The organism is Amycolatopsis sp. cmx-11-12 (assembly GCF_046269425.1).
In the GTDB taxonomy this organism is placed as follows: domain Bacteria; phylum Actinomycetota; class Actinomycetes; order Mycobacteriales; family Pseudonocardiaceae; genus Amycolatopsis.
The window spans coordinates 328,495-354,204 of sequence record NZ_JADNQM010000001.1; the positions used below are offsets into that span (position 1 = coordinate 328,495).

A 25,710-nucleotide genomic window follows, 5' to 3' on the forward strand; every position below is an offset into this window, starting at 1 on the left:
TCGCATGCCACTCATCGAAGTCAGCAACCTCCGCAAGACGTACGGGGAGCGCGTCGCGGTCGACGACGTTTCGTTCCACGTGGAACAGGGCGAGATCTTCGGGATCCTCGGGACCAACGGCGCCGGCAAGACCACCACCGTCGAATGCCTCCAGGGACTGCGAACGCCGGACTCCGGCACCATGTCGGTCCTCGGCCTCGACCCCGGCAAGGACCACAACGCCCTCCGGCAGCGCCTCGGCTCCCAGCTTCAGGAGAGCCGCCTGCCGGACAAGATCAAGGTCCACGAGGCACTCGACCTCTACGCGTCCTTCTACGCGAACCCCGCCGACACCGGCGACCTGCTCGCGAAACTGGGTCTCACCGAGCAGCGGAACCAGTACTTCGGCAAGCTTTCCGGCGGGCAGAAGCAGCGCGTCTCGATCGCGCTCGCGCTGGTCGGCCGCCCCGAGGTCGCCGTCCTCGACGAGCTGACCACCGGACTGGACCCGCACGCCCGCCGCGACACCTGGAAGCTCGTCGAGACCGTGCGCGAAACCGGCGTCACCGTCCTTCTCGTCACGCACTTCATGGACGAGGCCGAACGCCTTTGCGACCGCCTCGCGATCTTCGACGCCGGACGCGTGGTCGCCACCGGCACCCCCGGCGAACTCCGTGACCGCGCCGGTAAATCCACTTTGGACGAAGCCTTCGTAACCCTGACCGGCCGCGACTGAAGCAGGAGACGAGAAATGAACACGCTCGCCAAGATCACCCTCACCGAAACGAAAATCGCCCTCCGCACGCCGGGATTCGTCATCGGCGGGCTTGTCCTGCCGACGGCCATCACGGCCGTGCTCGGGGTGATCCCAGGCATTCGCGCGGAGAGCGAAACGGCGTCGGGCATGCGCTTCCTCGACGCCTGGGTGCCGTCGATGATCGTGCTCACCATGGCCATGATGGGCCTGCAGGCGATCCCCGGGATCATCGCGTCCTACCGCGAACAGGGCATCCTTCGCCGCTTCGCCACCACCCCGGTACACCCGGTCCAACTGCTGGTGGCGCAGCTGATCATCAACGTCACCGTGACGATCGGCGGGGTCGGCATCCTCCTCCTGACGGCAGGCGTCGTCTTCGACGTCCCCAGCCCGCGTCACCCACTCGGCTTCCTGCTGACGTTCGTCCTCGGCACGATCGCGATCTTCGGCCTCGGCCTGATCGCCGCGGCGGTCGCCAAGACCAGCCGCGCCGCGGGCGGGATCGCGATGGTCGCCTACATCCCGATCATGTTCCTCGGCGGCGTCTGGCTGCCGCGTCCGCTGCTTCCGGAGGCCATCCGGAACATCGGCGCATACATCCCGCCGGGCGTCAAAGCCCTCGAAGACGCCTGGACCGGCACGGGCGCCCAGCCGCTGCAACTCGCCGTTCTGGCGGCTTTCGCGGTGGGCAGTTGTGTCGTGGCGGCGAAACTCTTTCGCTGGGAGTGACGACGGCTTCCGCCAAAGTGGTGATGATGATCGTTTTCTCTTGTGGCGCGGGCCGCGGGTGGGTAGTCAGGAAGACGGCCAACGTTCACTGTGTCTCCCTCGGAGGTTCGATGTCTCTGGATGTATCGCCAGCACTGCTGGAGAAGGCCGAGCGCGGGGAGGTCTCCGACGCCGAATTCGTCGCCTGCGTCCGGGATTCCCTGCCCTACGCCTGGACCGTGATCACCGGTGTCATCGCGGAGGCCGACGGCGCGGCCGACGGGTTCGCCGACAACGAGACGCCGCCACCGACCGAGGCCGAACGCGGGCAGCTGCTGCGGGCGCTGGCCTCGGACGCCATCCGCGGCGGGCTGGAACGGCACTTCGGCGTGAAGCTGGCGTTCCAGAACTGCCACCGGGTCGCCGTGTTCAAGAAGTCCCATGTGGACAGTGACCGCTACCGCGCGTTCGTCTCGGTGCGCGGCCAGCTGCTGAACCAGAGCCCGGAACTGCGTGACTGCTAGGACTTAACGCAACGCGGGCAGCACTTCGGCGCCGATCCGCGCGATGTTCTCGAGCGTTCCCTCCGGCGTACCGGACGCTTCCACCATCATGATCACGTGGGAGACCCCGGTACGCCGGATACTCGTTCCCAGCCTGTCGACGCAGTATTCGACGCCGCCGATCGGATGAATCTCGCACAGCTGATCGGTGTAGGACACCGGATCCTTGTCCAGCCCCCGTCTGCCGTCGAGGTACACGTGCCCGGCGAACCCCTCCTTCAGGGAGCCCGGCAACGCGGACCGCACGACGTCCAGAGCGTCGTCGCCCACCTGGCACATCACCGTCGAAACGTGCTCGGCGGCGGAATCCCCGTACGCGGCAAGGGTTTCGATCTTGGCGTCGTCGTCGGTGTGCAGCCCGAGCAGTATCGGCAGCCCGCGATCGGCGGCCAGCCGGACCGCACGCGATCCGGCATCGCCGCAGGCCACGACCAGCCGCGGAGCCCGCTGGGGCCGCGGCACCATCGGCACTTCACGGAACTTGAAGTGCTCACCGTGAGCTGAAACGGTCTTCGAAGTCATCGCCGCGAGCAGCAGATCGAGGCTCTCCTCGAACCCCGTTTTGTAGCGAGCTTCACCGGCGCCGAATACCTCGAGGTCCTGCCACGGCCCGCCACGGCCGACGCCGATCCGCAGCCGCCCGCCGGAAACCGCGTCGAGCAGCGACCACTGTTCGGCGAGCGCCACCGGATGCGCGATCGACAGCACGCTCACCGCCGTGCCGACCGCGATCCGTTCGGTGCGGCCGAGCACGTGCGCGGCGAGGGTGATCGCGGACGGGCAGACGCCGTACGGCATGAAGTGGTGTTCGGCGAACCAGACGTCGTCGAATCCGGCCCGTTCGGCGGCGATGGCGGCGTCGACCGACCTGCGCAGGACATCGGCGTCCTCCTGCCCGGGGAACCGGCCGGAGACCAGGAAGACGCCGAACCGCACGCCTACTGGACGCTCACTTCGTTGAACCAGAGACGTGGCTCCAGCCACGGGAAGACGACGAACATCAGCAGCGCCACGATCCCGAGCGCCAGCACGACCGACGTCATGAGCTTCACCGCGAAGGGGCCCGGCAGCTTGCGCCAGATCCAGCCGTACATCAGCGCGCCTCCGAGATCTTGGGCAGGAGTTCGGCGTAGGTGCCCACCTGGTTCTTCGGCACCTGCTGGGCCAGCACCGCGTGGATGATGAGTCGTTCCTTCGCCGAGAACTTCGGGTGACAGGTCGTCAGCGTGAGCAGCGAGACCTGCTCGGCCTTCGGCAGGATCTCCGGATCCTTGTACGGCACCGGGTTCACCGTGTCGCCCTTGGTCGGGAACACGATGCGGCGGCCGTTGGTCTCGCCGTAGGCGCCGCCGTCGACGGCGTTCGGGTTACGCAGCGTCCCGACGTTCTTGCACTTCGGGTCGGCACCCTTGCCCGCGGCCCAGCCCTCGACCTCGTCCTTGTAGGGCAGCACCTTGTAGATGTAGAAGTCGGTCTGCGTCTCGATGATGATCTGGTCGCACGAGCTGAGGTTGTCCAGATCGTTGAACGGCGCGCCCTTGCCGACCCGGTGGCCGGCGATGGCGAAGTTGCCCGGCTCGCCCGGCAGCGCCGTGCCCTTGTAGTGGCCGGGGCCGACCTCGAGCGCGGCCTCGGTGGTGCCTTCCTGGATGGTGAAGTTGAAGTCGGCGCCGAACACCGGCATGTGGATCCTGGCGAACGCCTTCCCGTCGACCAGATCCGGATGCAACTGCCGGTCCTTCGACCAGTCGCCGTCCAGCTCCGAACTCGCCTCGGACTGCTTGCCCGCGGAGAACAGGTCGGTCACGTAGACCTCGTAGACCATGAACAGCAGCACCACCAGCCCCGCGGTGATGAGGAGTTCCCCGACGCTCCGGATGGCGACGCCGCCCTTGCCCAGCTCCGCGGGCGGGCGTTCCTCGGTCGCGGTGCCACCTCCGACCGGTTCGAAGATCACGGTCTCCTCGGTGGACCCCGGCGGCGGCGCGGGACGACGGCGCGGCGGTGGCCCGTCCATCCGGCGTCGCGGCGGCGGCCCGCCCGGCGACCTGCCTTCTTGCGGCCTCCGGCGTGGCACCGGACGGCCCTCGCCGGGTGGACGTTCGGAGTACCGCCGTCGGTCCCCGCCCGGCTCTTCCCGCTCAGCCACGCAAAGCTCCTCAGTCTCGAACCAAGCCGCAGTGTCGAACCAGCACAATGTCGAACCGTGTGTGACACCATTGTCACAGTGCGGGAAATCGACCGGTCCCGGACGGTGCCCAGCGGCGCTCGTTTACGTTAACGTGTGCACGTGGCGCTGGTTGCGCACCCGAAAGCGGGTCATCGCCACCAGGGAAGCCGAACAGTACGCGAGGAACACGATGCCGAAGTCCAAGGTCCGCAAGAAGACGGCGTACACCCCGCCGACCGACCGCCGCACACCGGTGAAGGTCAAGGCCGCTGGCCCGTCGAACCTGTTCTACAAGATCGTGATGTTCGGTCTCATGCTGATCGGCCTGTTGTGGCTGGTCGTCAACTACATCGCGGGCGACAAGATCCCCTTCATGGCGGATCTGGGCAACACGAACTTCGCGATCGGCTTCGTGCTGATGATCGCCGGGTTGCTCATGACGATGCGGTGGCGGTGAGCATTACCCCGGATGGCGGCTTGACGCCGAATTACACCGGTGTGACTCATCCCCAGTGTGGATAACCCCTGTGGATAACTACCCCACCTCATGGGCGCCGCAGCAGAACGTTGTGGTAATGGCCTGGGCGATCACCCTGTTCTTGCTGGCAGGTGTGGTGTGGCTGGCCATCGGCGGCGACGTCGGCGGCACCGTGCTGACCGGGTTCGCGATGCTTTCCGTCGGCGCGCTCGCGCTGCACGGCACCCTGCTCCGCCCCCGGCTGGCCGCCGGTCCCGACGGGATCCTGGCCAGGACCGTGGGCGGCGCGCACCGTTGTTCCTGGACCGAAGCCCGGCTCCGGCTGCGCACGACGCGCCGTCTCGGCCGGGACAGCCTGACCCTCGAGGTCGAATCCGGCGAGCACCTGCTGGTGTTCGGCCGGATCGACCTCGGTGAGGACCCCAGGGACGTCATGGACGTCCTCACCGCCCTCAAGGGTCAGTACTACCGGTAACAGATGTAGACGGACTGGCCTTGGTAGGGCGTGAACTGGCAGTACGCGGCGGAAACCGTCTGCGCGTCCTTCCAGGCGATGAGCCCGATGATCGCCACGACGACGATCGCGATCCCGCCGACCTGCCAGCGGAGCCGGTTCTTTTCCGGGGCGTACAGCAGGGCGAAGGTCGCCAAGAGACCAGCGACGAAACCACCCGCGTGGGCGAGGATCGAAATGTTCGGCACCTGGAAGGTGATGAACACGTTCAGGCCGAGGATGACCAGCAACCAGGTCGGGTTGAGCCTGAGTTTGATGACGATGACCGTGTACGCGCCGATGAGCCCGAAGATGGCACCGGACGCGCCCACCACGGGGAGGGCGTCGAGGCCCGAGAACACTAGGCACGCGGCCGAGCCGCCGAGCATCGACACGAAGTAGAGCGCGGTGAACGGGAGCCTGCCGAGCGCGAGCTCCAGCGGGCGGCCCACGAACCACAGCGAGAAGGCGTTGCTCGCGATGTGCAGCAGGCCGAACTGCAGGAATCCCGAGGTGAAGATCCGCCACCACTCGTTGCCCGCGAGCGTCGGCGCGTTGTCCAGGTTGCCGAGCTGGAAGAACTCCGAGATGTTGTTGTTCGAGATGCTGCCGGACAGCGCGACCGTGATGAAGAAGATGACGACGTTGAGCGCCAGGAGGGCCGGCGTCACGAGAGCCGTCCGAGGCTGCTGGACGCCGGCGAGCGTGGTCGCGCCGTAGCCCGCGTCGCGGTACTGCTTCTGCTGGACGCGGTCCTGCTGCCGGCCTGCCTGCACACAGTCGGTGCACTGGAAGCCCACGGACGCCTCACGCAGGCAATCCGGGCAGGCCGGGCGCTCGCAGCGCGAGCAGCTCAGCCCGGTCGGCCGGTTCGGGTGCCACCAGCAGCCGGGCATGGCGGCCTGCTGGTACTGGGGATTCGGTGGTTGGCTCACGATGCCACCAACCTACCGAAATCCCCCGTAACCGGCTCTGTGATCGGCGTTGTCAGCCTTCGCGGCTGATGCTGACCTTCTCGATGACGACGTCCTGCAGCGGACGGTCGGCCGGACCGGTCGCCGTGCGCCCGATCGCGTCGACGACGTCGCGGGAAGCCTGGTCCGCGACCTCACCGAAGATCGTGTGCTTGAAGTTCAGGTGCGTGGTCGGCGCGACGGTGATGAAGAACTGCGAGCCGTTGGTGCCGGGTCCGGCGTTGGCCATGGCCAGCAGGTACGGCTTGGAGAACTGGAGCTCCGGGTGGAACTCGTCGCCGAACTTGTAGCCGGGGCCGCCGCGGCCGGTGCCGGTCGGGTCGCCGCCCTGGAGCATGAAGCCGTCGATGACGCGGTGGAAGATGGACCCGTCGTAGAACGGGCCCGAGTTCGTGCCCTGCGCGTTGGGCTGGGTGTACTCCTTGCCGCCCTCCGCCAGCCCGACGAAGTTCGCGACCGTTTTCGGCGCGTGGTCGGGGAACAGGTTCAGGTGGATGTCACCCTGATTGGTGTGCAGAGTGGCCTTCAGTGCGCCACCGATGAGGGATCCCTTGCTTTCAGTCACGAGCTTCATCGTGCCATCTGCGGCAAGATCTGGGGAAAAGGGGCACGATAGGTTACAAGCAACGAAGCAGAATCAAAACGATTGATGAGGTGAAGGCCATGACCCGGGCCGCAGATTCGGTGACCGAGTCGGCGAAGGCCGGCGCGCTCGGCCTGCGCAAACGTGCGGTTGAGGTGGGTAAGGAAGCCACCGCCCACGCCGTCGAGGTAGCCGAGCAGAAGCTCTCCGAGAGCGCCGGTGAGATCGCTAAGACCAGCCGTCGCGCGCGCAAGAAGCTCGCGAAGAAGACGGAACTGACCCGCAAGGAGCTCAAGCGCAGCTCGAAGACGGCTCGCAAGGAGGCGCTGGCCAGGCTTTCCGAGATGCGGAAGCCGGGCCGTAAGGCACGCAAGGCCGCCATCCTGGCCGCGAAGTCCGCCGGTGAGTCCAAGCGCCGGGGCAAGAAGGACTTCAAGGCCGCGAAGAAGGATTTCAAGGCCGCGCTCGTGGAGGCGAAGTCCGCTGCCAAGGGGACGCGTAAGCGTCGTCGCTGGCCGTGGGTCATCGGTATCGCGGTGGTGGGCGCCGGTGCCGCCTACGCGCTGCGTTCCAAGCAGGAGCCGCCGGTCGCTCCTGCCCCTCCGAAGGCTCCGCCCGCTCCCCCCGCGAAGCCTGCCACTCCGGCGGCGGCCGCGCCGAAGCCCGCTCCCGCGAAGCCTGCCGCTTCCGGTCCGGCTCCGGCGAAGCCCGCGACACCGCCGAAGCCCGGCACCCCGAAGAACGGGCACCAGGCTTCGCCCAGCTCCGCCGACAAGAAGAACTGACGCCTCACTCGTCTTCTGCTTGTCGCTAGGGCCGTCCAGTGGCCCACAAGGCCACTGGACGGCCCTTTCACGTCCACACACCCACCGGACCGAGCCCCACGACCACGCGCCCACCAACAGCACCGGCGGACTCGTCTCGCCGAAAGCGCGCCAGCGCGACGGCGAGACTTCACCGTCGCGCGCCCTCTTTCGGGCCGAAGGCCCACGTAAACGCAATGAAGGGGCGCCCTCCACTCTCAACAGAACGTTGAAAGCGAACGGGCGCCCCTTCGGCGCGTTTACGTCAGCGCGCGATTAGACCAAGCTAGCGTGCTTGTCGATCAGCTGGCCGAGGCGGGGAAGGGCTTCCTCGACGTTCTTCTTGCCGTTCGGGCGCAGCTTGCCGTAGACCTTCTTGATGCTGTCGCGGCTGCTCTTGTCGGCGCGCGCGTCGGTGACCGACAGGAGCGCGTCGGCGGCCTCGTCGCCGCGGCCGACCAGGTAGGCGCCGAAGTCGTTGCCGCCCTTGGCCTTGTAGTCGCCGTAGAACGGCTCGAGGGCACCGGTGAAGTCGTCGAGCAGCGCGTCGACGGCGGAGGGGATGATGCCCGGCTTGATCTTCTTGACGGCGGCGAAGCCGGTCTTCACGACGGCACCCGAAACGCCGCCCTTGTCCGACACCTCGGCGTCGACGAGGCCTTCGAAGTCGCTCACGACCGCCGGGCGACGGGTGGAGTCGAGCAAGATTTCCTTGAGGGTGTCAGCCACGAAACCTGTCCTTTTGTCTTATGGGGAGAAATGATCTTTTGTGCCGCCGAGCCACACCGCGAGGCGGCCTCCGCCGGATCTGGCGTTGCGCTGGGTCCCGCGAACCCTCGCGCGTGCGGCACAGGGTAGTACAAGATCAACTTCACTCTGACGTGTGGATACCACTACCTAGAGCTGTAGCTCACCGATAGCCTCCTTCGCCACCGTACGTGCCTTCACGCTCTGCTTCTGGTTGGTGGTCACGACTACCGCGTTCCCACCTTTCGCGACGGCGTAAACGGCGCCTTCGCCGGACGGCTGGTAGCCGCCTTTCCAGCCCGCCGGTTCGTCGGCGGGGTTGGAGGTGTCGATGGGTGCCGCCTGGTCCACCAGCGCCTTGGCGACGGCGGGTTCTCCGACGTAGACGCGCACGGTGAGCTGGAGTTTCCCGCTGAGCGCGTAGAAGAAACAGGCCGGATGCGGCTGGTCGGCCGACGTCTTGACCTTGGAGACCTTCTGCCCGTTGGCATCCGAGATGAACTCGGTGCCCAGATACGGGCACGGGCCCTTGCCGGTGGGTTCCGGCGCGGGCGGGATCTGGGGCGCCGGGGTGGTCGACGGCGCGGTCGGGTTCGCCGCGGGCGGCGGCTGTTCCGTCGGCCCGCAGGCCGCGAGGAGCCCCGCGACGAGCGGCAAGATCAGAAGACGTCGCATGATGGTGTCCAGTGAAGCAGAGCGGCGTCCAGTGAAGCAGATCGGATCGATCACCGCGTCGCCGCAACCATCCGTCCTGTTCGTGCGACGATGGCGATGCGTAGCGGTCTTCAGGAGGCATCAGTGCTCACCAAGGAGCAGTACCTGGGTGCGGTGGCGGAACGTATCCAGCGCAGCGGTGGCAGGCTGAACACGGTCCAGATCGGCCCGAGCGCGGCCGTGGTGGGCCTGTTCACCGAATCCGTGATGCTGTCGACGATGAACTATTGCGTGATCGCCGCGGCGATCCCGGAGGTGACCGCGCCCGCGTTGTACGACTTCACCGGCCTGGCGACGCAGCACGCGCGTGCGAACGTGATGGGCACTGTCGGCTGGACGGCGGCTTCGGTGGTCATCGCGGGCCTGATCGGGGACCGCGTGTATCCGGACGCCGCGCAGGCCGCGTCGGCGAAGTCCGGCAATCAGTTCGGTGGCGAGACGCGCATGGTGGCCGTCGACGTTTCGGCGGCGCAGATGTACGCGTTCGTCGGCGGGAAGCTGTGGGGCGCGGCGGTGCAGGGTTCGGTCAACGCGAAGCTGACGTTCTGTTTCCCGCAGCCTGCCGAGGTTTACCAGCAGGTGCAGTGGCAGCAGTCGCAGGGACAGCAGCCGCCGATGCCGCCGCCCGGCCAGCAACCGCCGCCCGGCTGGCAGCCGCAGCAACCGCCGCCCGCCCACCAGTACCCGCCGGTCGGGCCGCCGCCCGCGCAGGGCACGCCGCCCGGTCAGCATCCGCCGCACTATCCGCCGCCCGCGCCCGGTTATCCGCAGCACGGCCAGCGCCCGCCGGGGTACTGACCGTTGACCGGATCGTTGCGTGGCTGGCCGTCGTTCCCCGAGGAGCTGCCGGAGTTCGACCCCGAGCGCACACCGGGCACTCCCGGCGAACTGTTCCGGGAATGGCTCGACGAAGCGGGCGAACACGTCCTCGCGCCGCATGCCGTCACTCTGTCCACAGTGGACGCCGATGGGATACCGGACGCGCGGGTCGTGATCCTCAAGGCCGTCGACGGTGACACCTGGGCGGTCGCGACGAGTTCCGAAAGCCCGAAAGGTGTTCAGCTGGCGAAGAATCCATACGCCGCGCTGACCTTCTTCTGGCCGGGACGCGGCCGTCAGGTCCGGTTGCGAGGCCTGGTCTCGCCTGCCGGCGCTGAGGTCTCCGCGGCCGATTTCACCGCCCGGCCGCCGGCGTCCCGAGCGGAGGCGTTCGTCGGCAGGCAGTCCCAGGTGCTCGATGATCCTGCCGATCTCGACCGCGCGGCCGAGGAAGCGCGCCGGTGGGTCGCGGAGAATCCCGATGTGGCACCGGAAACCTGGACCCGCTATCTGGTGACGCCGTCCGAAGTGGAGTTCTGGCAGGCGAGCCACGACCGGCGGCACCAGCGTCTCCGCTATCGACGTGAGACCGAGCTCTGGCGCAAAGAACGCCTCTGGCCGTAAACGGCAATTGGGAACGACGATCGTCGGGTTGTCGTGGACGATTCACCTCAGCGACGGTGAACGGCACCTTGTCCCTGATCATTCGGAGGCGAAATGTCCACACGCCGTCGCATTTGGGGCGCCTTGACCGCCACCGGGCTCGCCCTGCTGGCCGTCACGACGCCCGTCGCGAGCGCCCAGACCGGCGACCCGGCGAGAGGGCTGTATTCGGTGGAGGGTGCGAACGACTCCGCCAAACGCACCGCCGTCGCCCGCACCGGTGTCGACGTCGCGGGCTCGCGCGGTGGCGCGCTGACCGTCGTCGCCACGCCGGAGCAGGCCGCGAGCCTGCGCGCGGACGGGTTCGGCCTGAAGTCGCTCGGCGACTTCGACAGAATGCTGAAACAACGAAGCGATCGGGCGGGCACCGCGGCGGTCGCCGGCGACTTCCCGCCCGGCGACGAGGCGTACCACACCTACGCCGAAACGACCGCTGAGCTGCAGAAGGCCGCGAAGGACCACGGTGACATCGCGACGCTGTCCAGCGTCGGCAAGTCCTACGAAGGCCGTGAGCTGAACCTGCTGAAGATCAGCGACAACGCGGGCACGGACGAGAACGAGCCCGAGGTCCTGTTCACCTGCAACCAGCACGCCCGCGAACACCTCACCACCGAGATGTGCCTGCGTATCGTGCAGCGCTTCACCAGCGGGTACGCGACCGACCCCGCCATCAAGAAGATGGTCGACGAGCACGAGATCTACGTGATCCCGAACGTCAACCCGGACGGTTCCGAGTACGACATCACCGGCGGCGAGTACCAGGGCTGGCGCAAGACACGGAAGCCGGTTCCGGGCAGCAGCGCCGTCGGCACCGACCCGAACCGCAACTGGGACTACAAGTGGAACTGCTGCGGCGGGTCGAGCAACAGCCCGTCCGCCGAGGACTACCACGGTCCGTCGGCGTTCTCCGAGGCCGAGACCAAGGCGGTCGCGGAGTTCATGGACTCCCGGGTGGTCGGCGGCGCTCAGCAGATCAAGGCGCACATCGACTTCCACACCTTCTCGGAGCTGGTGCTCTGGCCGTACGGCTACACGAAGAACGAGACCGACACGGGCCTGAACGAGGAAGAAGCGAAACGCTTCGCCGACGTCGGCAAGAAGATGGCCGCCACCAACGGTTACACGCCTGAGCAGTCCAGCGATCTGTACGTCACCGACGGCGACGTCAACGACTGGGCGTGGGGCAAGCACAAGATCCTCAGCTACACCTTCGAAATGTTTCCGAAGGACGGCGGGATCGACGGCTTCTACCCGCCCGCTTCGGTGATCCCGGAGCAGACCGCTCGCAACGACGCAGCTGTCGACATCCTGATCAACGAAGCAGGAGCCTGACCGGTCAAGCTCTGAGATCGGCCACTCGCGACGCCCGGCTCTTCGGCGAATCCAGGCTGAAGCTCCGGGCGTCGCCCAGGTTGTCGCGGACGAATTCTTCGGTCTCCGCGACCGCTTCGCGCAGTGCGGCGTCTTCGTCCCCGAAGACCTGGTAGACGATCTTGTTCGTCTCGGGGTCGAACTCCCATAACCCGGCGAAGCGGCCCCGGTCGACGATCAAGTGGCTCGGCGGATCCGGCTGCCCGCCCAGCGTCTCCCCCGCGCGGCCACCGGGCACCGGCCGTTCGACGTCGGCGTCGTCGAGCAGCCGCGACATCTCGCGGTGCAGCAGGTGGATGCCGTCGATCCCGGCGAGCAGCGCGTACGACGGCTCCGACGGCACGGTGAAGCCGTCGAACTCGTCGGCGAGATCCTTGGGCATCAGCAGATCGGTGCCGTCGAGCGGCACGAGTTCCAGCGGCGCCACGGCCTTCTTGGCGTTCGCCGCGGTGAAGCCGGAGAACCAGCGGAAATGCTTGAGCGACGCCGGTGCCGCCCACGAGAAGTACCGCCGGGCCAGTTCGGCCTGCGCGGTGTCCATATCGGACAGTCCACCGCGCGGGGACGGCGTCCAGCGGACGTAGCCGTAGCGCTGCTGGTCCAGCCGTCCGTTGGCCGGGACCCGGCGGATGTCGCCGCGGACCTGGAGCAGGCCGAGCGCGAGCGGCAATGTCGTGGTGGTGCCGCGTTTGCGGCCCGCCTCACCGAGGTTGCGCACCGCGGCCCCGGCGGCGTCCTTGATCGCGGCCGGGTCGAGCGGTTCGGCCGACGCGTCGAGCAGGTCGGCGACGGTGACGCACAACTGCTCGATCTCGGCCTGCGTGACGCCGAGGTACTTCTCCGCGGCCGCGATCTCACCCGCCGGTGCCCCGGCGCCGACGGTCAGGCCGAGTTCGAAATCCGCCGCGGGCAGGAGGTAGGCGCAGCCGCGGGCCGAGGGCAGTTCGTGGATGGCGAGCCTGGCGACGTCCGCGTCGACCGTCTCGCGAGCGAGACGGGCTCTGGCGAACAGCCCAAGATAGGGCGCCGAGCCGCCGACGGAGCGCATCCAGCCGGTCCGCTCCAGCACGTCCGCCGCCGAAGCGCCGTGCAGCGATCCGTCGAGACCTTGCCGATGTGCCCACCACGCGCGCAGCTTTTCGGTCGCCATGCCTCCACGGTATGGGCATTCGGCGGCATACCGCAGCCTGGCACGATCGAGTGAGGCGCAGGCGGTTCTCGGAAGGAGTCCGATGCTGGTCGAACTGGCCATCGGCGACGCGTACGGAGGCTCCTTCGAGCACGCGTATCCGAGCTTCGTCGCCGAGCACAACACGCTCGCCGGATACGTGCCGCATCCCGGGCAGCTCGGTGTCCCGGCAGGCCGCTACACCGACGACACGCAGATGACGATCGCGATCGCCGAACTACTCGTCTCGGGTCGCCGGTGGACGCCGCTGCTGCTCGCCGAGCAGTTCGTGCTCGCCTACCACCGCGATCCGCACGACGGCTACGCGCCGCGCTTCCACCAGCTGCTCAGCGAGGTCCGAGACGGCGAAGAGCTGCTTCGACGGCTCCAGCCGCAGAGCGACAAGAGCGGCGCGGCCATGCGGGCCGGGCCGATCGGGGTCCTGCCCACCGTCGACGACGTCCTCTACCACGCGAAACTCCAGGCCAGGATCACGCACGACACCCCGGCCGGGATCGCCGCGGCCCAGGCGGCGGCGCTCGCCGTCCACTACTGCCACCATCGGCTCGGCCCGCTGACCGAGGTCGCGCGGTGGATCGACGCGGTGCTTCCCGAGGACGTCGGGCACGGTGGCTGGGCGCGGCCGTGGTCGGGCCGGATCGGGCCGCAAGGCTGGATGAGCGTCCGCGCCGCGCTGACCGTGCTCGCCGGCGGCGGTGGTCTCGCCCGGATGCTCCACACCTGCGTCGCGTTCACCGGCGACGTCGACACCGCCGCGACCATCGCGCTGGCCGCCGCGTCGCGTTCCCCCGAAGTCGCTCAGGACCTCCCGCCGGTGTTGTGGCGGGACCTGGAGAACGGCGAGTTCGGGCGCGACTACCTCGCGGAACTCGACGAACGGGTGCTGTCCCTGTAACCCAGCTTGGTTACTTTATGAATTTTCAAAAGTACTTTTAGTTATATTGCCAGTTCAGCGCGGCTTGGTCACCCACGAAGCCTCACCTGTTTTATTGCGGAACTAGCTTCGCGGAGTTCTTCGTGTACTGTCCCTCACGTAAGGAAGGAGTGTCGAGCTGTCGCCAGCGGTGAATCTCGGAGACATACGAGGCCGCACGGCACGGTGATACTCGTTCGACAAAACCCGCATCACCCTGAGTCGATTGGCGTCTGCGCAGGGCGATGCGGGCCGGTTGCTTCGTGGGAAACCACAAAGCAGAAGAAAGGAGATACGCATGAAGCGTCACACCTTCGATTGTGGATGGTACCTGGACCCCGCGGCGCGCGGGACCGCTCTGATGACGGGGACCATCATCGTGTTGATCCTGGTCGTCGCCATCGCCGCCGGATACGGCACCAGCGCCCTGGGCGTGGCAGGTGCCGCCGGACTGACGGTGGCGGTCAACGAGGGCGGCAAGGCGGTGTTCCGCCTGCGCCGGCGTCCCACCTGACTGAGAGCCCGAGGCTGCGACGCCGCGGCCTCGGGCTCTCAGCTGACCCGCATGAAGGGATACGGTGATAATGACCGTCATGCCAGAGCCAGAGGTACGAGGTTCATGAGGGTGGACAAGCCCCTCGGTGACGTCGCCGACATCACCGCCGGCCCGTCGGGCTCGCTACTCGAGCAACTCGACGACCGGCCGGACGGCGTCCCCGTGATCTCCCCGACGGACCTCACCGACCTCCACAGGGTCGACGCGAGGAACCTACGCCGAGTTCCGGCGAGCGCTGCTAAGAAGCTCTCCCGGTTCGCACTCGCAGAAGGTGACGTCCTCGTCGTTCGACAGGGCTCCTTGGGCCGATTCGCGCTGATCGACGCGAACTGCGAAGGGTGGTTCTACAACTCTTCCTGCCTGCGCGTCCGGACGCACCGCGAACTGGTGCTACCCGAATACCTCGCCCTGATCCTTGCCTACCCACCGACGAGGGATGCCCTGTTCAACCAGGCGTTACCTGGAACCGTTCAGTCGATCAACTCCGAAGCGTTGAACCAGCTCCCTGTGCCGATAGTGAACCTTGAGCTCCAGCAGAAGGTCGCGGCAGCGGCATTCGACATCGACGCACAAATACATACTTACCGCGAAATCACTGAACGACTCGAGGTTCTGAAACCGGCCATGCTCCATGACTTCCTCGAGAAAGCGCGACGCCATGAAGGCGAATGAGCGGCGAGAACTGACCACGGCGTTCCGGGACGTCGCCGGCATCCTCACAGGACGTCTGGATACGGGAAACTATCATCAAATCGCCCTGTCGGTCCTTGTACTCAAGTGGGCTTCGGACAACCCTGGACGGCTGACCGTTCCCCCGGAGGCCAGTTGGCAACATATCTCGAACAACATGGCCCCAGCTCTCGGCCACACGCTCAACTCGGCACTTCACGCTCTCGCGCACGAAAACAATCAAGTACTCGGCCCTCCAGGATACCTGCCCGACTTCACGAAAGGAACGACGGCTTCCGAACTCCAGAAGCTGGTCGATTTGACGGCGCGGATTTCGCTCGTGGATCAAGAATTAGATATAGCAGGAAGCGAAATACGACAAGAGCTCATTGAGCAATTCCTTTCCACCCCGGGGAAGACTCACGGCGAGTTTCGGACACCTCGATCAGTGATTGACCTGATGGTACGACTCGCGCAGCCGAAGGATGATCAGTCTTTCTACGATCCGTTCATGGGGTCGGGCGGCATGTTGATCGCGGCCCAGGAACACGTATCCGAAAAGATCGGAAAGCCCGCGACACTGACCCTTGTCGGCCAGGAGAGGAATGCGGGAACATTCACTGTCGCTCAGATGAACCTACTTCTGCACGGCATCACAGACGCGACGTTGTATCGGGACGACTCCCTTGCCCATCCCCGTCATATCGACAGCGATGGCGAACTCAGGTGCTTCGACCATGTACTGACAAATCCACCGTTCTCGATGAACTACAGCGAGCACGAGCTGGACTTCGCAGGGCGCATGGAGTATGGCTGGACTCCCCCACGCGGGAAAAAGGCCGATCTGATGAACGTCCAACACGTCCTCGCATCGCTCAAGCCCGGCGGAACCGGTGCGGTGGTCTCACCCCACGGTGTTCTGTTCCGTGGTGGTTCAGAGCAGGAGATCCGGCGGCGGATGGTCCTCGACGACCGGATCGCCGGAGTGATCGGGATCGGTCCCAACGTCTTCTACGGAACCGGGATTCCCGCGTGCATCCTGGTACTGAAGGGCAAGAACCAAAGCCCGCCGGACCAACCACCAGGTATCTTCTTCATCAACGCCGAGCGCGAGATCACCACAGGGCGTAGCCAGAACCACCTGGATCCCCGCCATATCGAGAAGATCACAGACACCTACCTCCGAAAACGCACCCTCGTCGGTTTCTCTCGGTGGGTCCCGCTGGCCGAGATCGCGGAGAACGCCTTCAATCTGAACATTCGCCGCTACGTGGACACCAACCCTCACCCAGCCCTCATGCCTGATCCGAAGGCCATTCTTCAAGGTGGAGTACCGGCAGGGGTCATCCAAGCTGACAGCGATCGCTTTCGCGCGTACGGCATCTCGCTCGCCAGTCTGTTCGAGCCGCGCAACGATGAGTACTGGGATTTCCCCGACGACGGCTATGAAGCCGTCCTCACCCGGATACCCGCGTTCACGTCAAGCGCCGAAGATGACTTTCGCACTCGAGCCACTGGCTGGTGGCAGAAGACCGCAGAGCGACTGACAGGGCTGAGCCGCGAAGGGGCCGTGCTGGTCAACCGCGACCAGTTCAAGAATTCGTTCCATTCCGCTCTTTCCGAGTCCGGTATCCTCGACGAATACCAGCTATACGGTGCGTTCGCGGACTGGTGGGACGGCAATCGCGGAACCCTGAAGTGGCTGGGCCTTGGAAAAGCGAGCGGCAGCGAGAGACAAGAGCTTCTCGACGAACTAGGTGACGGGCTGCTTTCACTGTTGAACGCTCTCGTCGCGACAGGCCGACAAGAACTGATCAACCTCTACCGCTCGTGGGGGGAACGGTACGCCGTCTCGCTCCACGATCTCGAAGCCAGGCGTGACGCAGGTGCAAGCCGACTCGAGGAACGCCTACAGCAACTGGGCTACCCGTCACCTTTTCGCCACTAGGCGTCAGGCGGGTCACGGCTGCTGCACATCTGACGTAGCCGAGATCCACAGAACGCGGACGTGCCCGTCGGCTTGCTTCGGCAGACTGGGCCGGTGAAGTGGCTGATCTGGGGCGGAGCCGTGGCCGGCTGGCTCGCGGTGAGCGCGGTGCTCGTCGTCGGCACGGCGAACCTCGAGCCCGATCGCGGGGAACGTCCGATCGACGCGCTCGGGTTCGCCGTCGTCGCGCTCGCTTGTCTCGCACTCGCCGCCGTCTGGCGACGGCCGGCGACGGTGGCCGGGACGGAAGCGTTTGCGCTCCTGCTCTACCTGGGCATCGGCTATCCGGACGGCCCCGTCCTCTTAGCCGGTCTAATACCGCTGTTCGCCCTCGGCACCCTCCGCCCGCGACGGCTCGCGTACGCCTTCGCGGGCGGAATGGCGACGATCGTCGTGGGCGCGAACCTGTCGACAGGTGGGGCAGGTGTCATCGATCTGGTCTTCGTCGGCTGGGCGGGCGTAGCGGTCTTCGCGGCCGACGCGCTTCGAGGACATCGTGAGCGGGCCGCGGCCGCGGAACAGGCTGAACGCGACCGTGTCCTCGGCGAGCGGCTGCGGATCGCGCAGGATCTGCACGACAGCGTCGGCCACGCGATGGCGGTCATCAACGTCCAGTCGGGCATGGCCCGGCACGTGATCGACGAGCATCCCGAGGTGGCGAAGGAAGCGCTCGAAATCGTCCGTACGGTCAGCGGCACGATCCTGGACGAGCTGAACGCGATGGTGCGGCTGCTGCGTGACTCAGCCCCGCTCCGGCCGGCACCGGGTCTGGCGGATCTCCCGGCGCTGATCGCTTCGGCGAACCGGTCCGGCCTGGACGTCACGCTGGAACTCGACGCTCCCGGGATCGAGCAGCCGCTCGGCGGCGCGGTGTACCGGATCGTCCAGGAGTCGCTCACGAACGCCGCGAAACACGGGACATCGAGTGCGAAGGTGATGGTCGTGGCGCAGGACAGCCTCCGGCTCGACGTCGTCAACGAAGTCCACACTCCCGGGCCGAACGTGCCCGGTGCCGGGATCATGGGAATGAGTGAACGAGCCAAGGCGACCGGCGGAACGCTGACCGCGCGCCATGAGGACGGAAGGTTCCGGGTGAGCGCGCGATGGCCGTGATCAGGGTGGTGCTCGCCGACGACCAGGTGCTCGTCCGGTCCGGGTTCGCCGCGTTGCTGCGGGTCGAGACGGGGATCACCGTGGTGGGTGAAGCGGACGACGGTGCCGCGGCGGTGGCCGTGGTCGCGGAGACCGTGCCGGACGTGGTGCTGATGGACATCCGTATGCCCGGCCTCGACGGCATCGAGGCGACCCGCCGGATCGTGGCCGACGAGCGGCTTTCCGGCGTCCGTGTCCTCATCCTGACCACCTTCGACCTGGACGAATACGTCTTCGACGCCTTGCGCGCGGGCGCGAGCGGATTCCTGCTCAAGCACACCCGGCCCGCGGACCTCATCGAAGCCGTCCGGGTGGTCGCCGCCGGTGACGCGCTCCTTTCGCCGAGCGTGACACGGCGGCTGATCGCGGAATTCACCGCGCGGCCATCGCATCCGATGCCGCGTGCCGACGGTTCGGCGTTCACCGAGCGGGAGCACGAGGTCGTGCAGCGGGTCGCGCGGGGGATGTCGAACGAGGAGATCGCGCGGGAGTTCGTGATCAGCGCGGCGACGGTGCGGACACACGTCAGCCGCGCGATGGCGAAAGTGCACGCCCGCGATCGCGCCCAGCTCGTGGTGTTCGCCTATCAGAGCGGGATGGTGCGCGCCTGACGTAGCCGTCGGTCTCCACAGCGGAACGACGACGCGACCCCGGCGCGTGACCGACGCTTTCTCCATGAAAACCACAGCGAAAGCGGCCTTGCTGGCCACGGTCCTCTCCCTGCTCGGCACCACGACGGCGGTCGCCGCCGAACGACCGGCTCACTGCGCCGAACAGCGGTTCTCGGTCCAGGTGAACGGCGAGCGCCAGACGATCGCGGGCGAATTCTGCGTCCGCGGCAGGCTCACCGCCCGCACCCCGCTCCAGGTGCTGCTGCACGGCGGCACTTACGACCGCGCCTACTGGGACTGGCCGTTCCAGCCACGCCGGTATTCCTATGTAGACAGTGCGACGCGGGCGGGATACGCGACCTTGAACCTCGACAGGCTCGGCTACGGTCGCAGCAGCCGCCCGAATCCGGAGACGCTCGACTTCGCCACCGGCGGGGAGGCCGTCCACCAGGTCGTCCGGCAGCTGCGGCCGCGGTTCCGCACGATCGTCCTCAATGGACATTCGATGGGCGGGCTGGTCGCGGAACGGGCCGCCGAACGAGGCGGCGTCGACGCCGTGATCATCAGCGGCATCCCCCGCGACCGGCCCGGCGAACGCGAGAAGGCCGCGTCGCCGTTCTACCCAGCCGAGCTGGACCCGAAGTTCGCCGGGAAACCGTGGGCTCCCGGCTACTTCACGACCCGTCCGGGGACGCGCGCGCAAGCGTTCCACTACCCGGGGACGTACGACCCGGCGATCATCCCCGTCGAAGAAGCCCTGAAGGACACGCTGGCCTCGGCCGAGCTCCGGTCCGTGGGGCCCGATGCGGCGAAGCGCTCGGCCAAGCCGAAGGTCCCGACGGCGTACGTGCTCGGCGAGCACGACACCCTGGTCTGCGGAAATGGCGACTGCGGCGCCGACAAGATCGTGCGGGGAAGCGGCCACTCGATCAACACCAGCCTCGCCGCGCGGAGTTTCTATCGCTGGACGTTCGCCTGGCTGGCCACGAAAGTCAGGGCCTAACTCGGCCGCCGACCATTCGGGCTGGCCAGTTCGACCACGACCCCTCCGGTCCGGCGGCGCTGATCTCGCGCCGCCGGAACCAGGATGCGAACTGAAGCACGGTTGAGTGCGAGCCCGGACTACCAGGAAGGGTTGTACCGCAGGCCTTGCTCGTAGTACTCGTCGTCGGTTTCCGCCGGTTCGGGCTGTTCGTCCTGTGCTGGCCCGGCCGGTTCGTCCGAACGGTCTTTGAGCACCACGTTCTCCGCGCCCGCAGGCTTCCGGGGCGAAGCCACCGGCGAGACCGTTTCACCGGTGTCCTGGAACGAAGGCGTGAACCCGAGCCGCCAGCGGAGCCTGTCCGTGATGTACCCGGCGTTGCCGATCGGCGCCATCAGCTCCGCGCTGCGTTTCGCGGATCCTTGCTGCGCTTCCTGGTAGGTCCGCATGACGACGTCCGCGATCTCGGCGGGCGACAGCCGCGACACGGCTTCGCCCACCCTGAGCCGGGTCATCACGCCGTCGGTGTTGACCGAAACGGAGACGGCACCGTCCGGTGAGGACGCGTCCACCGACAGGGTGGCCAGCGCTTCGAGCATCGCTTGCCGGTCGGCGGGCGGCTTCTTGGGCGCCGGTTTGTCAGCCACGATCCTCCGTCACTCGACCGGCAGCGGCGACAGCTCCATCGGCGGCTGCTCGATCTTGCCGTCGTTCGAGATGTCCACGTTCTTGTCCCGGACCCGCTTTTCCGTCCCCTTGTCGGTGTTCTCCGTTTCGAAGTTGCCAGGGTCGAAGGTCTCACCAGGGCTGACGTCCGGCGGGTCGGGGATGATCGGCAGGTTGTTGATCTCGACGTGGATCTTCGAAATCAGGGATTCCGTCGCACGGAACATGCTTTCCCTGATGTTGACCACGCCGTCGTGGAAGCTGTTGTAGATCATTTCGGGGCTGTCCCCGACGATGTCGGCCTGCACGGTGGCCGCGGTGGCGAGCCCGGCACCGGCCGCGGCGCCGGCGACCTGCACTCCGTTCGCGGTGGTGAAGAACGCCGCCGCGGTGAGACCACCCGCCGGTGGCACAGCCGCCACGAGCAAGGCGGTGACGGCAGCGGCGAAGGTCGCCGCTAGCGCCTTCGACAAGGCGGATTCGTCTTGCCGTTCCTTGTCGTCCCGGTACTTTTCCGCGGCGGTCAGGAAGGAAGCGGCGAGATTGCTCAGATCGGCCCTGGCGGTCGCGATGGCGTCCCGCGCGGCCACGATGTCGGCTTCCAGCACGGTGAGTTTGGTGCCGACCCGGGCGTAGGTGTTCACCAGGCCCTGGATGTAACTCTTGGCGGTCTCGGCCCCTTCACCACGCCACTTGAGAAGCAGGACCAGAGACCGGTCGAGCGGCGCTTTCGTGTCCTGGAAAGCATTCCAAAGGCCTTCGTAGGCCTCGATCATGGTCTGCAGGCTGTTCTCGGATCCGATGAGCTCCGCGTCGGAGAATTCCAGGAAGAAGTCGCGGAGCTGTTCCTTCCGCCCACCGCTGAGGTCCACGTCGGTGCCGAAGAACGGCTGGAAGAGCAGGTCGACCGCGGCGAAGGCCTTTTCGGCTCCCGCTTTGAGGTCGTCCGTGATTCCCTCGAGCAGTTCGCTGTTGCCACCTTCGGCGGTGGTCTCCGCGTCCAGTGCGTTGAAGTATCCGTCCATCTTCGCCGCTACCCCTGTTCCCCGTACGCCGCGCGGTTCATCCGCTGCTTGTTGTCCTCGTCGACGGATTCGTACAGTTCGGCGACCCGGGCCAGCGCGTGGCTGGCGTCCTGCGTGCTCTGGTGCAGTTTCGCGAGCATCTTCTCGACGGCCGCGCGGTGTTCCTCGTAGGCCTCCGAAACCCCGCGCATGCCCAAGGTCTTCCCGAACGCGGTACTCGGCGCGAACATGCCGGGGAGAAGGCCACCCGTGACCGGGTCGGGAGCGGGCACGTCCTGTCCTCTCACCCCGGCGTGAGCGGTACTGACGATGTCAGCGGCCTTTCCCAGTTCTTTGCTCGACAACCTGAGATCGTCGAGGTCGGTTTCGAAACTGACCATGGTTTCACCTCGCTGTCCGGAATTCCGTCCCCCATGTAAGCAGCGTTGACTTGGCTGGGAGTCCGACTTCGCGATCCGCGTCCGGTGACGAGCGTCACCGCGTGAACGAAAAAGAGAGCCCTGTTTGCTTTTTACGCAAACAGGGCTCTCTTCGAACGTGTGGAGCTGAGGGGAATCGAACCCCTGACCCCCGCCTTGCAAAGGCGGTGCTCTACCAATTGAGCTACAGCCCCGGGTCGCGGGCGATCAGGATGACCGCCCGCGGAAAGTTCAGTTGTTGCGGGACGCGTCCGCGGCCTTGGCCGGGGCGCTTCCGTTCGTGGAAACGGCGCCGAGCGGACGCTCGGTCGGCGCGGTGGCCTCACGCCAGAGGTCGGCCTCGGCCTTGGCGGCCTTGTTGCGCTTGATCACGAACAGCACGCCGCCCGCGATGACCGCGAGTGCCAACAGCTTCTTCATCAGAAGCCCCCTCTTTCCGCCGAGTTGCTCCGCTTACCCACCGATGCTACTGCACGCCGATCCCCGAACGTCTGGCGCCCGACGTTCCACGTGGAACCACGCGATGAGCTTGCCCATGCAGCAGAAAAGCCGACTCGCGATGATCGCGAACCGGCTTTCGGAGTGGGCCCACCAGGACTTGAACCTGGGACCTCTTCGTTATCAGGCCAAGATCACGCTCTGTTGACCTTGGAAACAGTCCGGTGACCTGGGTTCCGAACGTCCACTGACGTCCGCAGGCATCCCCTGGTCGCTACCCCGATTGTCGCCCAGAATGTCGCTCAAGGCGACGCGCCAAAGACGGTCGCGACCAGGGGAAACACCTACGGGACGTCGTTCGTTGTGACAACCTCGACGAATGTCTCGCCCTTATGCTGCGTGAACACGATCGCGAAGCCATGCCCGTCCTCGCAGTGTCCAGTCACAGCGATTCGGTGGCGACGGCCTGTCCCCATCCTCGGGCCGGTAGGTGCAGGTGAATCCTCGTGTGTTGCGACGCGACCAGTCACGCCGTCGACGAAGATTTCGTTGAAATCGTCATCCTCCGAGCGGGCTGCGACGCGTACGACGTCAACATGCGTGGAGCTGAAATCGCAGGTCGGGCACAACAACCGATCGCCATCGTGTTCGTCGAAATTGAGCTTCACGTTGGAGGATCCCTTCACAGTTCTCAAGGAGCTAGTCGAGCTTGCCGTCAGATCTTCCTGTTGGCTAGTCCATGAATCCTTACTTGCTTGATCAGACACGATTCGGTTACTGGAGTTGTCCGGGCGGCCGCGCTGGAAGATCCTTGGCGCCGGAGCCGTCGGGCAGAGCTCGGCACTCCGCCCGACGGCTGCCTGTCTTACAGCAACGCGTTAAGAATCGTGGTGATCATCAGGATCCCGTCGAGGATCAGGGTGACCACCAAGATCAGCAACTTGACGTACTGCGCATGTAGCTCGACGGAACGGCGTCGGCCAGGGATTACGGCCCTGGTTCGACGCTTCCGCCTTCTTCGGTTGTTCGCATCCGTTGACACGATCGGTTCTCCTGCGGCAATCGCCTCTGTCGAGGCGTAGATGTTCCGACGCAACCGGTTACGTCGGGACAGGGGTTGACCGCTGGTGCTTGTGGCCCGCGTCGGTCAGCGAGAACGCTAGAACGCTCCGAAGGACCAGCGCAATTTCGCCTGGGGTCCACCCTGGGGACAACCTGGGGATAACCAGTCTGGCACCGGGAAAACACTGTTGACAACCTGGTGATCAAATTCCACCATTTCACCAAAAACCGCTGGTCAGAAGGGTGCGGAAATTGTTCGTCACATCCGTGTAATTCTTTCTGGCATGTGTGCCCTCCGCATCACACGTCAGGGCGAGTGGCTCAGATCTTGATGTTCGCCCACCGGCCGAACCCCGCAAGCGTTTGCGACCCTCAACGCACGCTTCACGACCTCCGTTCCGTCTCGCCGTTCGACCGCCGTGAAACAGAGAGCAGATCTGACACGACCTCTGCGTATGACTCAGATGCCCCCAAATCAGGACGACCTTGTAGCAGGCCATTCACGGGACGCTCATGGCGGCCGAGCAGTAGTGGGCCGCATTGCCCCCACTGGTACATGGACGTGCGGAGACTGCGGTCAGGAGATACACCCGCAGATCTACGACGAGGACGATTTCTTGGCTGCTGGATTCATCGACTTGAAACCGCGAGTTACCCGCCAACCAGTCGGAGGTCGGCACAAACGACTCCAAGACGAGGTCGCCGAGCCATACGGCGACCGACACGCAGTGAGCGGCGGACGCGCGGGAGTACAAAAGGAAGCGCTCTGCGGCGCCCTCGTGTGGGTGATCGACGGTCCGTTCGAGGCAGGAGTGGGCGGCATGGACCTACGCAACTGCAAACGCTGCGAACACCTCGCTGATGGGCTCTAGTCCACGATCACGGCGCTGCACACCTGGTAGCCGCTTCAGATCTTGATGTTCGCCCAGCGAGCGAACCCCGCCAGCGTCTCCGACCTCCGACGGTCCTGCTCGGCGAGCGTGATCACGGTTTCCCGGACGTGCGGGTGGTAGCGGGTCTGCTGGGGCGAGACCTGACGCGCGAGCTGGAGCGCCTGGAGCGAACGGGCTCGGTCTCCGTGGAGCTGGAAGCCGCGGGCAAGGTCGATCCAGTGGTGACCAACCCGCTCACCAGGGGTTGTCGGACTAATCTGCATCTCCGATGCGCGCTTTACAGCTTCCGTACCGTCTCGCCGTTCGACGGCCAGGCCGACCGACCAGATCGCGACGTTGTCACGATCGAACGCCAGGCGACAGTAGTCAGAGCCTGGTGTGACGTGGGCAGCGAGCTGGCGCGCTTCGCCAAGGTGGGTCTCGCTGGTGTCGGTATCACCAGCACGAGCAGCAGCAAGACCAGACTTGAGGTGGAGCGCGCCGTACAGCGCATGCGCTGCCTCCTCACCGCCACGTAGCTGGCCGTCGAGCTGGGCGCGGGCGTGCTCAAGGTAGGTGAGCGCTCCGCGCCACTCGGCCGAGTTGATCAGCTCACCAGCGCGGTAGAACGCTCCGGCCGCCATAGCGAGCGGATCGCCGGACTTCTCTGCGGCCCACTCGAAACGTTCGGTCGTCAAGGACGAAAGGTCGACGTAGCCGAGCTTGTATGCAACTTGTCCGGCGGCCGCGTATGCCTCTGCGAGCAGACCAAACGTGAGTTCCTGCTCGCGGCCGTTACTGATGTAGGTCTTCGCGCGAAGCTCGGCGAGCAGACCAGGAACCTCAACGCCCAGTTCGTCCAGGACCACGCTGTGCCGCAATTTGGAAACGTGCTGCACCGACTGCTCAAGTTCGGGCATCGACCTGGGGACTACGTCCTCAGGCGGCAGCAAGTACGACGCGATCTCACGCCGCAGAGCAGGAATGACCGAGTGGACGCGGTGTGAGTCACGATCCTGGATCGGGTAAGGCTGCTCGGTGAGATCGGTGTGCGCGATGCCGAGCGCTTGCGCGGCCGCCGCCGTGAATCCAGCGCTTGCGGGTGTCTTGCCCTGCTCCACCTGTTTGACCAGGCTCAGGCTCACATGGGCACGCTGCGCAAGTTGATCCTGTGTGATGCCCGCAAGCTTTCGTGCAGCCCGGACGCGGCGTCCGATGCCGTCGCGCGGCAAGTCGTCGATGCTCATGGCGGGTTCGCTCCCGGTACGGGGGTGATCGGTCTACTCCTACGGTACGACCTACTACGCGCTGTTGTCCTTTTCTTGTTCCTTCAGTTGTCCCATCGCT

At 66.1% G+C, this 25,710-nt stretch carries 30 protein-coding genes and 1 tRNA gene; 16 read left to right on the forward strand and 15 right to left on the reverse strand.

Annotated features, from left to right (window positions below):
* The first annotated feature begins 4 nt into the window (after positions 1 to 4).
* The 3 genes from ACLARN_RS01575 to ACLARN_RS01585 all read left to right on the forward strand — a co-directional run bounded on the left by ACLARN_RS01575 (position 5) and on the right by ACLARN_RS01585 (position 1,968).
* Entirely contained in the window at positions 5 to 715 is a 711-nt protein-coding gene (locus ACLARN_RS01575; RefSeq protein WP_409489487.1) for an ABC transporter ATP-binding protein, read from the forward strand.
* A 15-nt stretch (positions 716 to 730) separates the two neighbouring features.
* Complete coding sequence (locus ACLARN_RS01580; protein WP_409489488.1) at positions 731 to 1,465, forward strand: ABC transporter permease; 735 nt, start codon at positions 731 to 733, stop codon at positions 1,463 to 1,465.
* Between the two features lie 110 nt (positions 1,466 to 1,575).
* Complete coding sequence (locus ACLARN_RS01585) at positions 1,576 to 1,968, forward strand: SCO5389 family protein (protein WP_409489489.1); 393 nt, start codon at positions 1,576 to 1,578, stop codon at positions 1,966 to 1,968.
* A gap of 3 nt (positions 1,969 to 1,971) precedes the next feature.
* Here ACLARN_RS01585 and ACLARN_RS01590 read toward each other — a convergent pair whose 3' ends face one another.
* Genes ACLARN_RS01590 through ACLARN_RS01600 form a run of 3 tightly spaced genes read right to left on the reverse strand, consistent with a single transcriptional unit; the run spans position 1,972 to position 4,024 of the window.
* Complete coding sequence (locus tag ACLARN_RS01590; protein ID WP_409489490.1) at positions 1,972 to 2,943, reverse strand: LLM class flavin-dependent oxidoreductase; 972 nt, start codon at positions 2,941 to 2,943, stop codon at positions 1,972 to 1,974.
* A gap of 2 nt (positions 2,944 to 2,945) precedes the next feature.
* Positions 2,946 to 3,101: a hypothetical protein gene (locus ACLARN_RS01595; RefSeq protein WP_409489491.1), complete on the reverse strand. Its 156-nt coding sequence runs from the start codon at positions 3,099 to 3,101 to the stop codon at positions 2,946 to 2,948.
* Complete coding sequence (locus tag ACLARN_RS01600; protein WP_409489638.1) at positions 3,101 to 4,024, reverse strand: class E sortase; 924 nt, start codon at positions 4,022 to 4,024, stop codon at positions 3,101 to 3,103. Before ACLARN_RS01600 ends, ACLARN_RS01595 begins: the two co-directional genes overlap by 1 nt.
* A gap of 343 nt (positions 4,025 to 4,367) precedes the next feature.
* Between ACLARN_RS01600 and crgA the strand changes: the two genes are divergently transcribed.
* Together crgA and ACLARN_RS01610 are read left to right on the forward strand one after the other, a co-directional pair.
* A complete protein-coding gene (gene crgA, locus ACLARN_RS01605; RefSeq protein ID WP_005161856.1) occupies positions 4,368 to 4,634 on the forward strand; it encodes a cell division protein CrgA in 267 nt (88 codons plus the stop codon).
* 118 nt (positions 4,635 to 4,752) lie between these two features.
* Positions 4,753 to 5,130, forward strand: coding sequence for a PH domain-containing protein (locus tag ACLARN_RS01610; protein WP_409489492.1), 378 nt, complete (start codon positions 4,753 to 4,755; stop codon positions 5,128 to 5,130).
* Here the strand turns inward: ACLARN_RS01610 and ACLARN_RS01615 are convergent.
* Together ACLARN_RS01615 and ACLARN_RS01620 are read right to left on the reverse strand one after the other, a co-directional pair.
* On the reverse strand, positions 5,121 to 6,083 hold the full coding sequence (locus ACLARN_RS01615; protein ID WP_409489493.1) for a rhomboid family intramembrane serine protease: 963 nt from the start codon (positions 6,081 to 6,083) through the stop codon (positions 5,121 to 5,123). The genes ACLARN_RS01610 and ACLARN_RS01615 overlap by 10 nt on opposite strands.
* 52 nt (positions 6,084 to 6,135) lie before the next feature.
* Positions 6,136 to 6,696: a peptidylprolyl isomerase gene (locus tag ACLARN_RS01620; protein ID WP_076163882.1), complete on the reverse strand. Its 561-nt coding sequence runs from the start codon at positions 6,694 to 6,696 to the stop codon at positions 6,136 to 6,138.
* Between the two features lie 89 nt (positions 6,697 to 6,785).
* Here ACLARN_RS01620 and ACLARN_RS01625 point away from each other — a divergent pair, with 89 nt between their 5' ends.
* Entirely contained in the window at positions 6,786 to 7,490 is a 705-nt protein-coding gene (locus ACLARN_RS01625; protein ID WP_409489494.1) for a hypothetical protein, read from the forward strand.
* A 294-nt stretch (positions 7,491 to 7,784) separates the two neighbouring features.
* Here ACLARN_RS01625 and ACLARN_RS01630 read toward each other — a convergent pair whose 3' ends face one another.
* Complete coding sequence (locus ACLARN_RS01630) at positions 7,785 to 8,237, reverse strand: DUF6918 family protein (RefSeq protein ID WP_409489495.1); 453 nt, start codon at positions 8,235 to 8,237, stop codon at positions 7,785 to 7,787.
* 168 nt (positions 8,238 to 8,405) lie between these two features.
* Positions 8,406 to 8,930: a DUF2020 domain-containing protein gene (locus ACLARN_RS01635; protein WP_409489496.1), complete on the reverse strand. Its 525-nt coding sequence runs from the start codon at positions 8,928 to 8,930 to the stop codon at positions 8,406 to 8,408.
* Positions 8,931 to 9,053: 123 nt separating this feature from the next.
* Between ACLARN_RS01635 and ACLARN_RS01640 the strand changes: the two genes are divergently transcribed.
* From ACLARN_RS01640 to ACLARN_RS01650, 3 genes are all read left to right on the forward strand, one after another.
* The gene (locus ACLARN_RS01640; protein WP_409489497.1) at positions 9,054 to 9,767 is read left to right on the forward strand and encodes a hypothetical protein; all 714 of its coding nucleotides are present in this window, start codon (positions 9,054 to 9,056) and stop codon (positions 9,765 to 9,767) included.
* A 3-nt stretch (positions 9,768 to 9,770) separates the two neighbouring features.
* Positions 9,771 to 10,412, forward strand: coding sequence for a pyridoxal 5'-phosphate synthase (locus ACLARN_RS01645; RefSeq protein WP_409489498.1), 642 nt, complete (start codon positions 9,771 to 9,773; stop codon positions 10,410 to 10,412).
* Positions 10,413 to 10,505: 93 nt separating this feature from the next.
* Positions 10,506 to 11,783, forward strand: a complete 1,278-nt coding sequence (locus ACLARN_RS01650) for a M14 family metallopeptidase (RefSeq protein WP_409489499.1) — start codon at positions 10,506 to 10,508, stop codon at positions 11,781 to 11,783.
* A gap of 4 nt (positions 11,784 to 11,787) precedes the next feature.
* Here the strand turns inward: ACLARN_RS01650 and ACLARN_RS01655 are convergent, their stop codons facing one another.
* A complete protein-coding gene (locus ACLARN_RS01655) occupies positions 11,788 to 12,972 on the reverse strand; it encodes a DNA glycosylase AlkZ-like family protein (RefSeq protein WP_409489500.1) in 1,185 nt (394 codons plus the stop codon).
* Positions 12,973 to 13,054: 82 nt separating this feature from the next.
* Here ACLARN_RS01655 and ACLARN_RS01660 point away from each other — a divergent pair, with 82 nt between their 5' ends.
* The 7 genes from ACLARN_RS01660 (at position 13,055) to ACLARN_RS01690 (ending at position 19,902) form a co-directional block, all read left to right on the forward strand.
* Positions 13,055 to 13,906 (forward strand): ADP-ribosylglycohydrolase family protein, encoded by an 852-nt coding sequence (locus ACLARN_RS01660; RefSeq protein WP_409489501.1) that lies wholly within the window; start codon positions 13,055 to 13,057, stop codon positions 13,904 to 13,906.
* A gap of 316 nt (positions 13,907 to 14,222) precedes the next feature.
* Positions 14,223 to 14,438 (forward strand): hypothetical protein, encoded by a 216-nt coding sequence (locus ACLARN_RS01665; protein WP_409489502.1) that lies wholly within the window; start codon positions 14,223 to 14,225, stop codon positions 14,436 to 14,438.
* A 105-nt stretch (positions 14,439 to 14,543) separates the two neighbouring features.
* The gene (locus ACLARN_RS01670) at positions 14,544 to 15,152 is read left to right on the forward strand and encodes a restriction endonuclease subunit S (RefSeq protein ID WP_409489503.1); all 609 of its coding nucleotides are present in this window, start codon (positions 14,544 to 14,546) and stop codon (positions 15,150 to 15,152) included.
* Positions 15,139 to 17,097: an N-6 DNA methylase gene (locus ACLARN_RS01675; RefSeq protein WP_409489504.1), complete on the forward strand. Its 1,959-nt coding sequence runs from the start codon at positions 15,139 to 15,141 to the stop codon at positions 17,095 to 17,097. The genes ACLARN_RS01670 and ACLARN_RS01675 overlap by 14 nt, the downstream gene beginning before the upstream one ends.
* Before the next feature lie 93 nt (positions 17,098 to 17,190).
* Positions 17,191 to 18,249 (forward strand): sensor histidine kinase, encoded by a 1,059-nt coding sequence (locus ACLARN_RS01680; RefSeq protein ID WP_409489505.1) that lies wholly within the window; start codon positions 17,191 to 17,193, stop codon positions 18,247 to 18,249.
* On the forward strand, positions 18,240 to 18,899 hold the full coding sequence (locus ACLARN_RS01685) for a response regulator (protein ID WP_409489506.1): 660 nt from the start codon (positions 18,240 to 18,242) through the stop codon (positions 18,897 to 18,899). The genes ACLARN_RS01680 and ACLARN_RS01685 overlap by 10 nt, the downstream gene beginning before the upstream one ends.
* A gap of 64 nt (positions 18,900 to 18,963) precedes the next feature.
* On the forward strand, positions 18,964 to 19,902 hold the full coding sequence (locus tag ACLARN_RS01690) for an alpha/beta hydrolase (protein WP_409489507.1): 939 nt from the start codon (positions 18,964 to 18,966) through the stop codon (positions 19,900 to 19,902).
* Between the two features lie 119 nt (positions 19,903 to 20,021).
* Here ACLARN_RS01690 and ACLARN_RS01695 read toward each other — a convergent pair whose 3' ends face one another.
* The 7 genes from ACLARN_RS01695 to ACLARN_RS01725 all read right to left on the reverse strand — a co-directional run bounded on the left by ACLARN_RS01695 (position 20,022) and on the right by ACLARN_RS01725 (position 25,610).
* Positions 20,022 to 20,528, reverse strand: a complete 507-nt coding sequence (locus ACLARN_RS01695; RefSeq protein ID WP_409489508.1) for a YbaB/EbfC family nucleoid-associated protein — start codon at positions 20,526 to 20,528, stop codon at positions 20,022 to 20,024.
* A gap of 9 nt (positions 20,529 to 20,537) precedes the next feature.
* Positions 20,538 to 21,572: a hypothetical protein gene (locus ACLARN_RS01700; RefSeq protein ID WP_409489509.1), complete on the reverse strand. Its 1,035-nt coding sequence runs from the start codon at positions 21,570 to 21,572 to the stop codon at positions 20,538 to 20,540.
* Between the two features lie 8 nt (positions 21,573 to 21,580).
* Positions 21,581 to 21,952 (reverse strand): hypothetical protein, encoded by a 372-nt coding sequence (locus ACLARN_RS01705; protein ID WP_409489510.1) that lies wholly within the window; start codon positions 21,950 to 21,952, stop codon positions 21,581 to 21,583.
* Positions 21,953 to 22,112: 160 nt separating this feature from the next.
* Positions 22,113 to 22,185: transfer RNA gene (locus tag ACLARN_RS01710), tRNA-Ala, on the reverse strand.
* Between the two features lie 37 nt (positions 22,186 to 22,222).
* Positions 22,223 to 22,411 (reverse strand): DLW-39 family protein, encoded by a 189-nt coding sequence (locus ACLARN_RS01715; RefSeq protein ID WP_037308710.1) that lies wholly within the window; start codon positions 22,409 to 22,411, stop codon positions 22,223 to 22,225.
* A gap of 362 nt (positions 22,412 to 22,773) precedes the next feature.
* Positions 22,774 to 23,097: a hypothetical protein gene (locus tag ACLARN_RS01720; RefSeq protein ID WP_409489511.1), complete on the reverse strand. Its 324-nt coding sequence runs from the start codon at positions 23,095 to 23,097 to the stop codon at positions 22,774 to 22,776.
* A gap of 1,301 nt (positions 23,098 to 24,398) precedes the next feature.
* Complete coding sequence (locus tag ACLARN_RS01725; protein ID WP_409489512.1) at positions 24,399 to 25,610, reverse strand: helix-turn-helix domain-containing protein; 1,212 nt, start codon at positions 25,608 to 25,610, stop codon at positions 24,399 to 24,401.
* Positions 25,611 to 25,710: the final 100 nt, after the last annotated feature.

Excerpts from the sequence above, each read along its gene's own strand:
- ACLARN_RS01700 (WP_409489509.1), bottom strand. The coding sequence starts at position 21,572 with ATGGACGGATACTTCAACGCACTGGACGCGGAGACCACCGCCGAAGGT.
- crgA (WP_005161856.1), top strand. The coding sequence starts at position 4,368 with ATGCCGAAGTCCAAGGTCCGCAAGAAGACGGCGTACACCCCGCCGACC.
- ACLARN_RS01575 (WP_409489487.1), top strand. The coding sequence starts at position 5 with ATGCCACTCATCGAAGTCAGCAACCTCCGCAAGACGTACGGGGAGCGC.
- ACLARN_RS01635 (WP_409489496.1), bottom strand. The coding sequence starts at position 8,930 with ATGCGACGTCTTCTGATCTTGCCGCTCGTCGCGGGGCTCCTCGCGGCC.
- ACLARN_RS01685 (WP_409489506.1), top strand. The coding sequence starts at position 18,240 with ATGGCCGTGATCAGGGTGGTGCTCGCCGACGACCAGGTGCTCGTCCGG.
- ACLARN_RS01625 (WP_409489494.1), top strand. The coding sequence starts at position 6,786 with ATGACCCGGGCCGCAGATTCGGTGACCGAGTCGGCGAAGGCCGGCGCG.
- ACLARN_RS01705 (WP_409489510.1), bottom strand. The coding sequence starts at position 21,952 with ATGGTCAGTTTCGAAACCGACCTCGACGATCTCAGGTTGTCGAGCAAA.
- ACLARN_RS01600 (WP_409489638.1), bottom strand. The coding sequence starts at position 4,024 with ATGGACGGGCCACCGCCGCGCCGTCGTCCCGCGCCGCCGCCGGGGTCC.
- ACLARN_RS01670 (WP_409489503.1), top strand. The coding sequence starts at position 14,544 with ATGAGGGTGGACAAGCCCCTCGGTGACGTCGCCGACATCACCGCCGGC.
- ACLARN_RS01650 (WP_409489499.1), top strand. The coding sequence starts at position 10,506 with ATGTCCACACGCCGTCGCATTTGGGGCGCCTTGACCGCCACCGGGCTC.
- ACLARN_RS01580 (WP_409489488.1), top strand. The coding sequence starts at position 731 with ATGAACACGCTCGCCAAGATCACCCTCACCGAAACGAAAATCGCCCTC.
- ACLARN_RS01585 (WP_409489489.1), top strand. The coding sequence starts at position 1,576 with ATGTCTCTGGATGTATCGCCAGCACTGCTGGAGAAGGCCGAGCGCGGG.
- ACLARN_RS01620 (WP_076163882.1), bottom strand. The coding sequence starts at position 6,696 with ATGAAGCTCGTGACTGAAAGCAAGGGATCCCTCATCGGTGGCGCACTG.
- ACLARN_RS01690 (WP_409489507.1), top strand. The coding sequence starts at position 18,964 with ATGAAAACCACAGCGAAAGCGGCCTTGCTGGCCACGGTCCTCTCCCTG.
- ACLARN_RS01675 (WP_409489504.1), top strand. The coding sequence starts at position 15,139 with ATGAAGGCGAATGAGCGGCGAGAACTGACCACGGCGTTCCGGGACGTC.
- ACLARN_RS01715 (WP_037308710.1), bottom strand. The coding sequence starts at position 22,411 with ATGAAGAAGCTGTTGGCACTCGCGGTCATCGCGGGCGGCGTGCTGTTC.
- ACLARN_RS01725 (WP_409489512.1), bottom strand. The coding sequence starts at position 25,610 with ATGAGCATCGACGACTTGCCGCGCGACGGCATCGGACGCCGCGTCCGG.
- ACLARN_RS01610 (WP_409489492.1), top strand. The coding sequence starts at position 4,753 with ATGGCCTGGGCGATCACCCTGTTCTTGCTGGCAGGTGTGGTGTGGCTG.
- ACLARN_RS01595 (WP_409489491.1), bottom strand. The coding sequence starts at position 3,101 with ATGTACGGCTGGATCTGGCGCAAGCTGCCGGGCCCCTTCGCGGTGAAG.
- ACLARN_RS01660 (WP_409489501.1), top strand. The coding sequence starts at position 13,055 with ATGCTGGTCGAACTGGCCATCGGCGACGCGTACGGAGGCTCCTTCGAG.
- ACLARN_RS01665 (WP_409489502.1), top strand. The coding sequence starts at position 14,223 with ATGAAGCGTCACACCTTCGATTGTGGATGGTACCTGGACCCCGCGGCG.
- ACLARN_RS01655 (WP_409489500.1), bottom strand. The coding sequence starts at position 12,972 with ATGGCGACCGAAAAGCTGCGCGCGTGGTGGGCACATCGGCAAGGTCTC.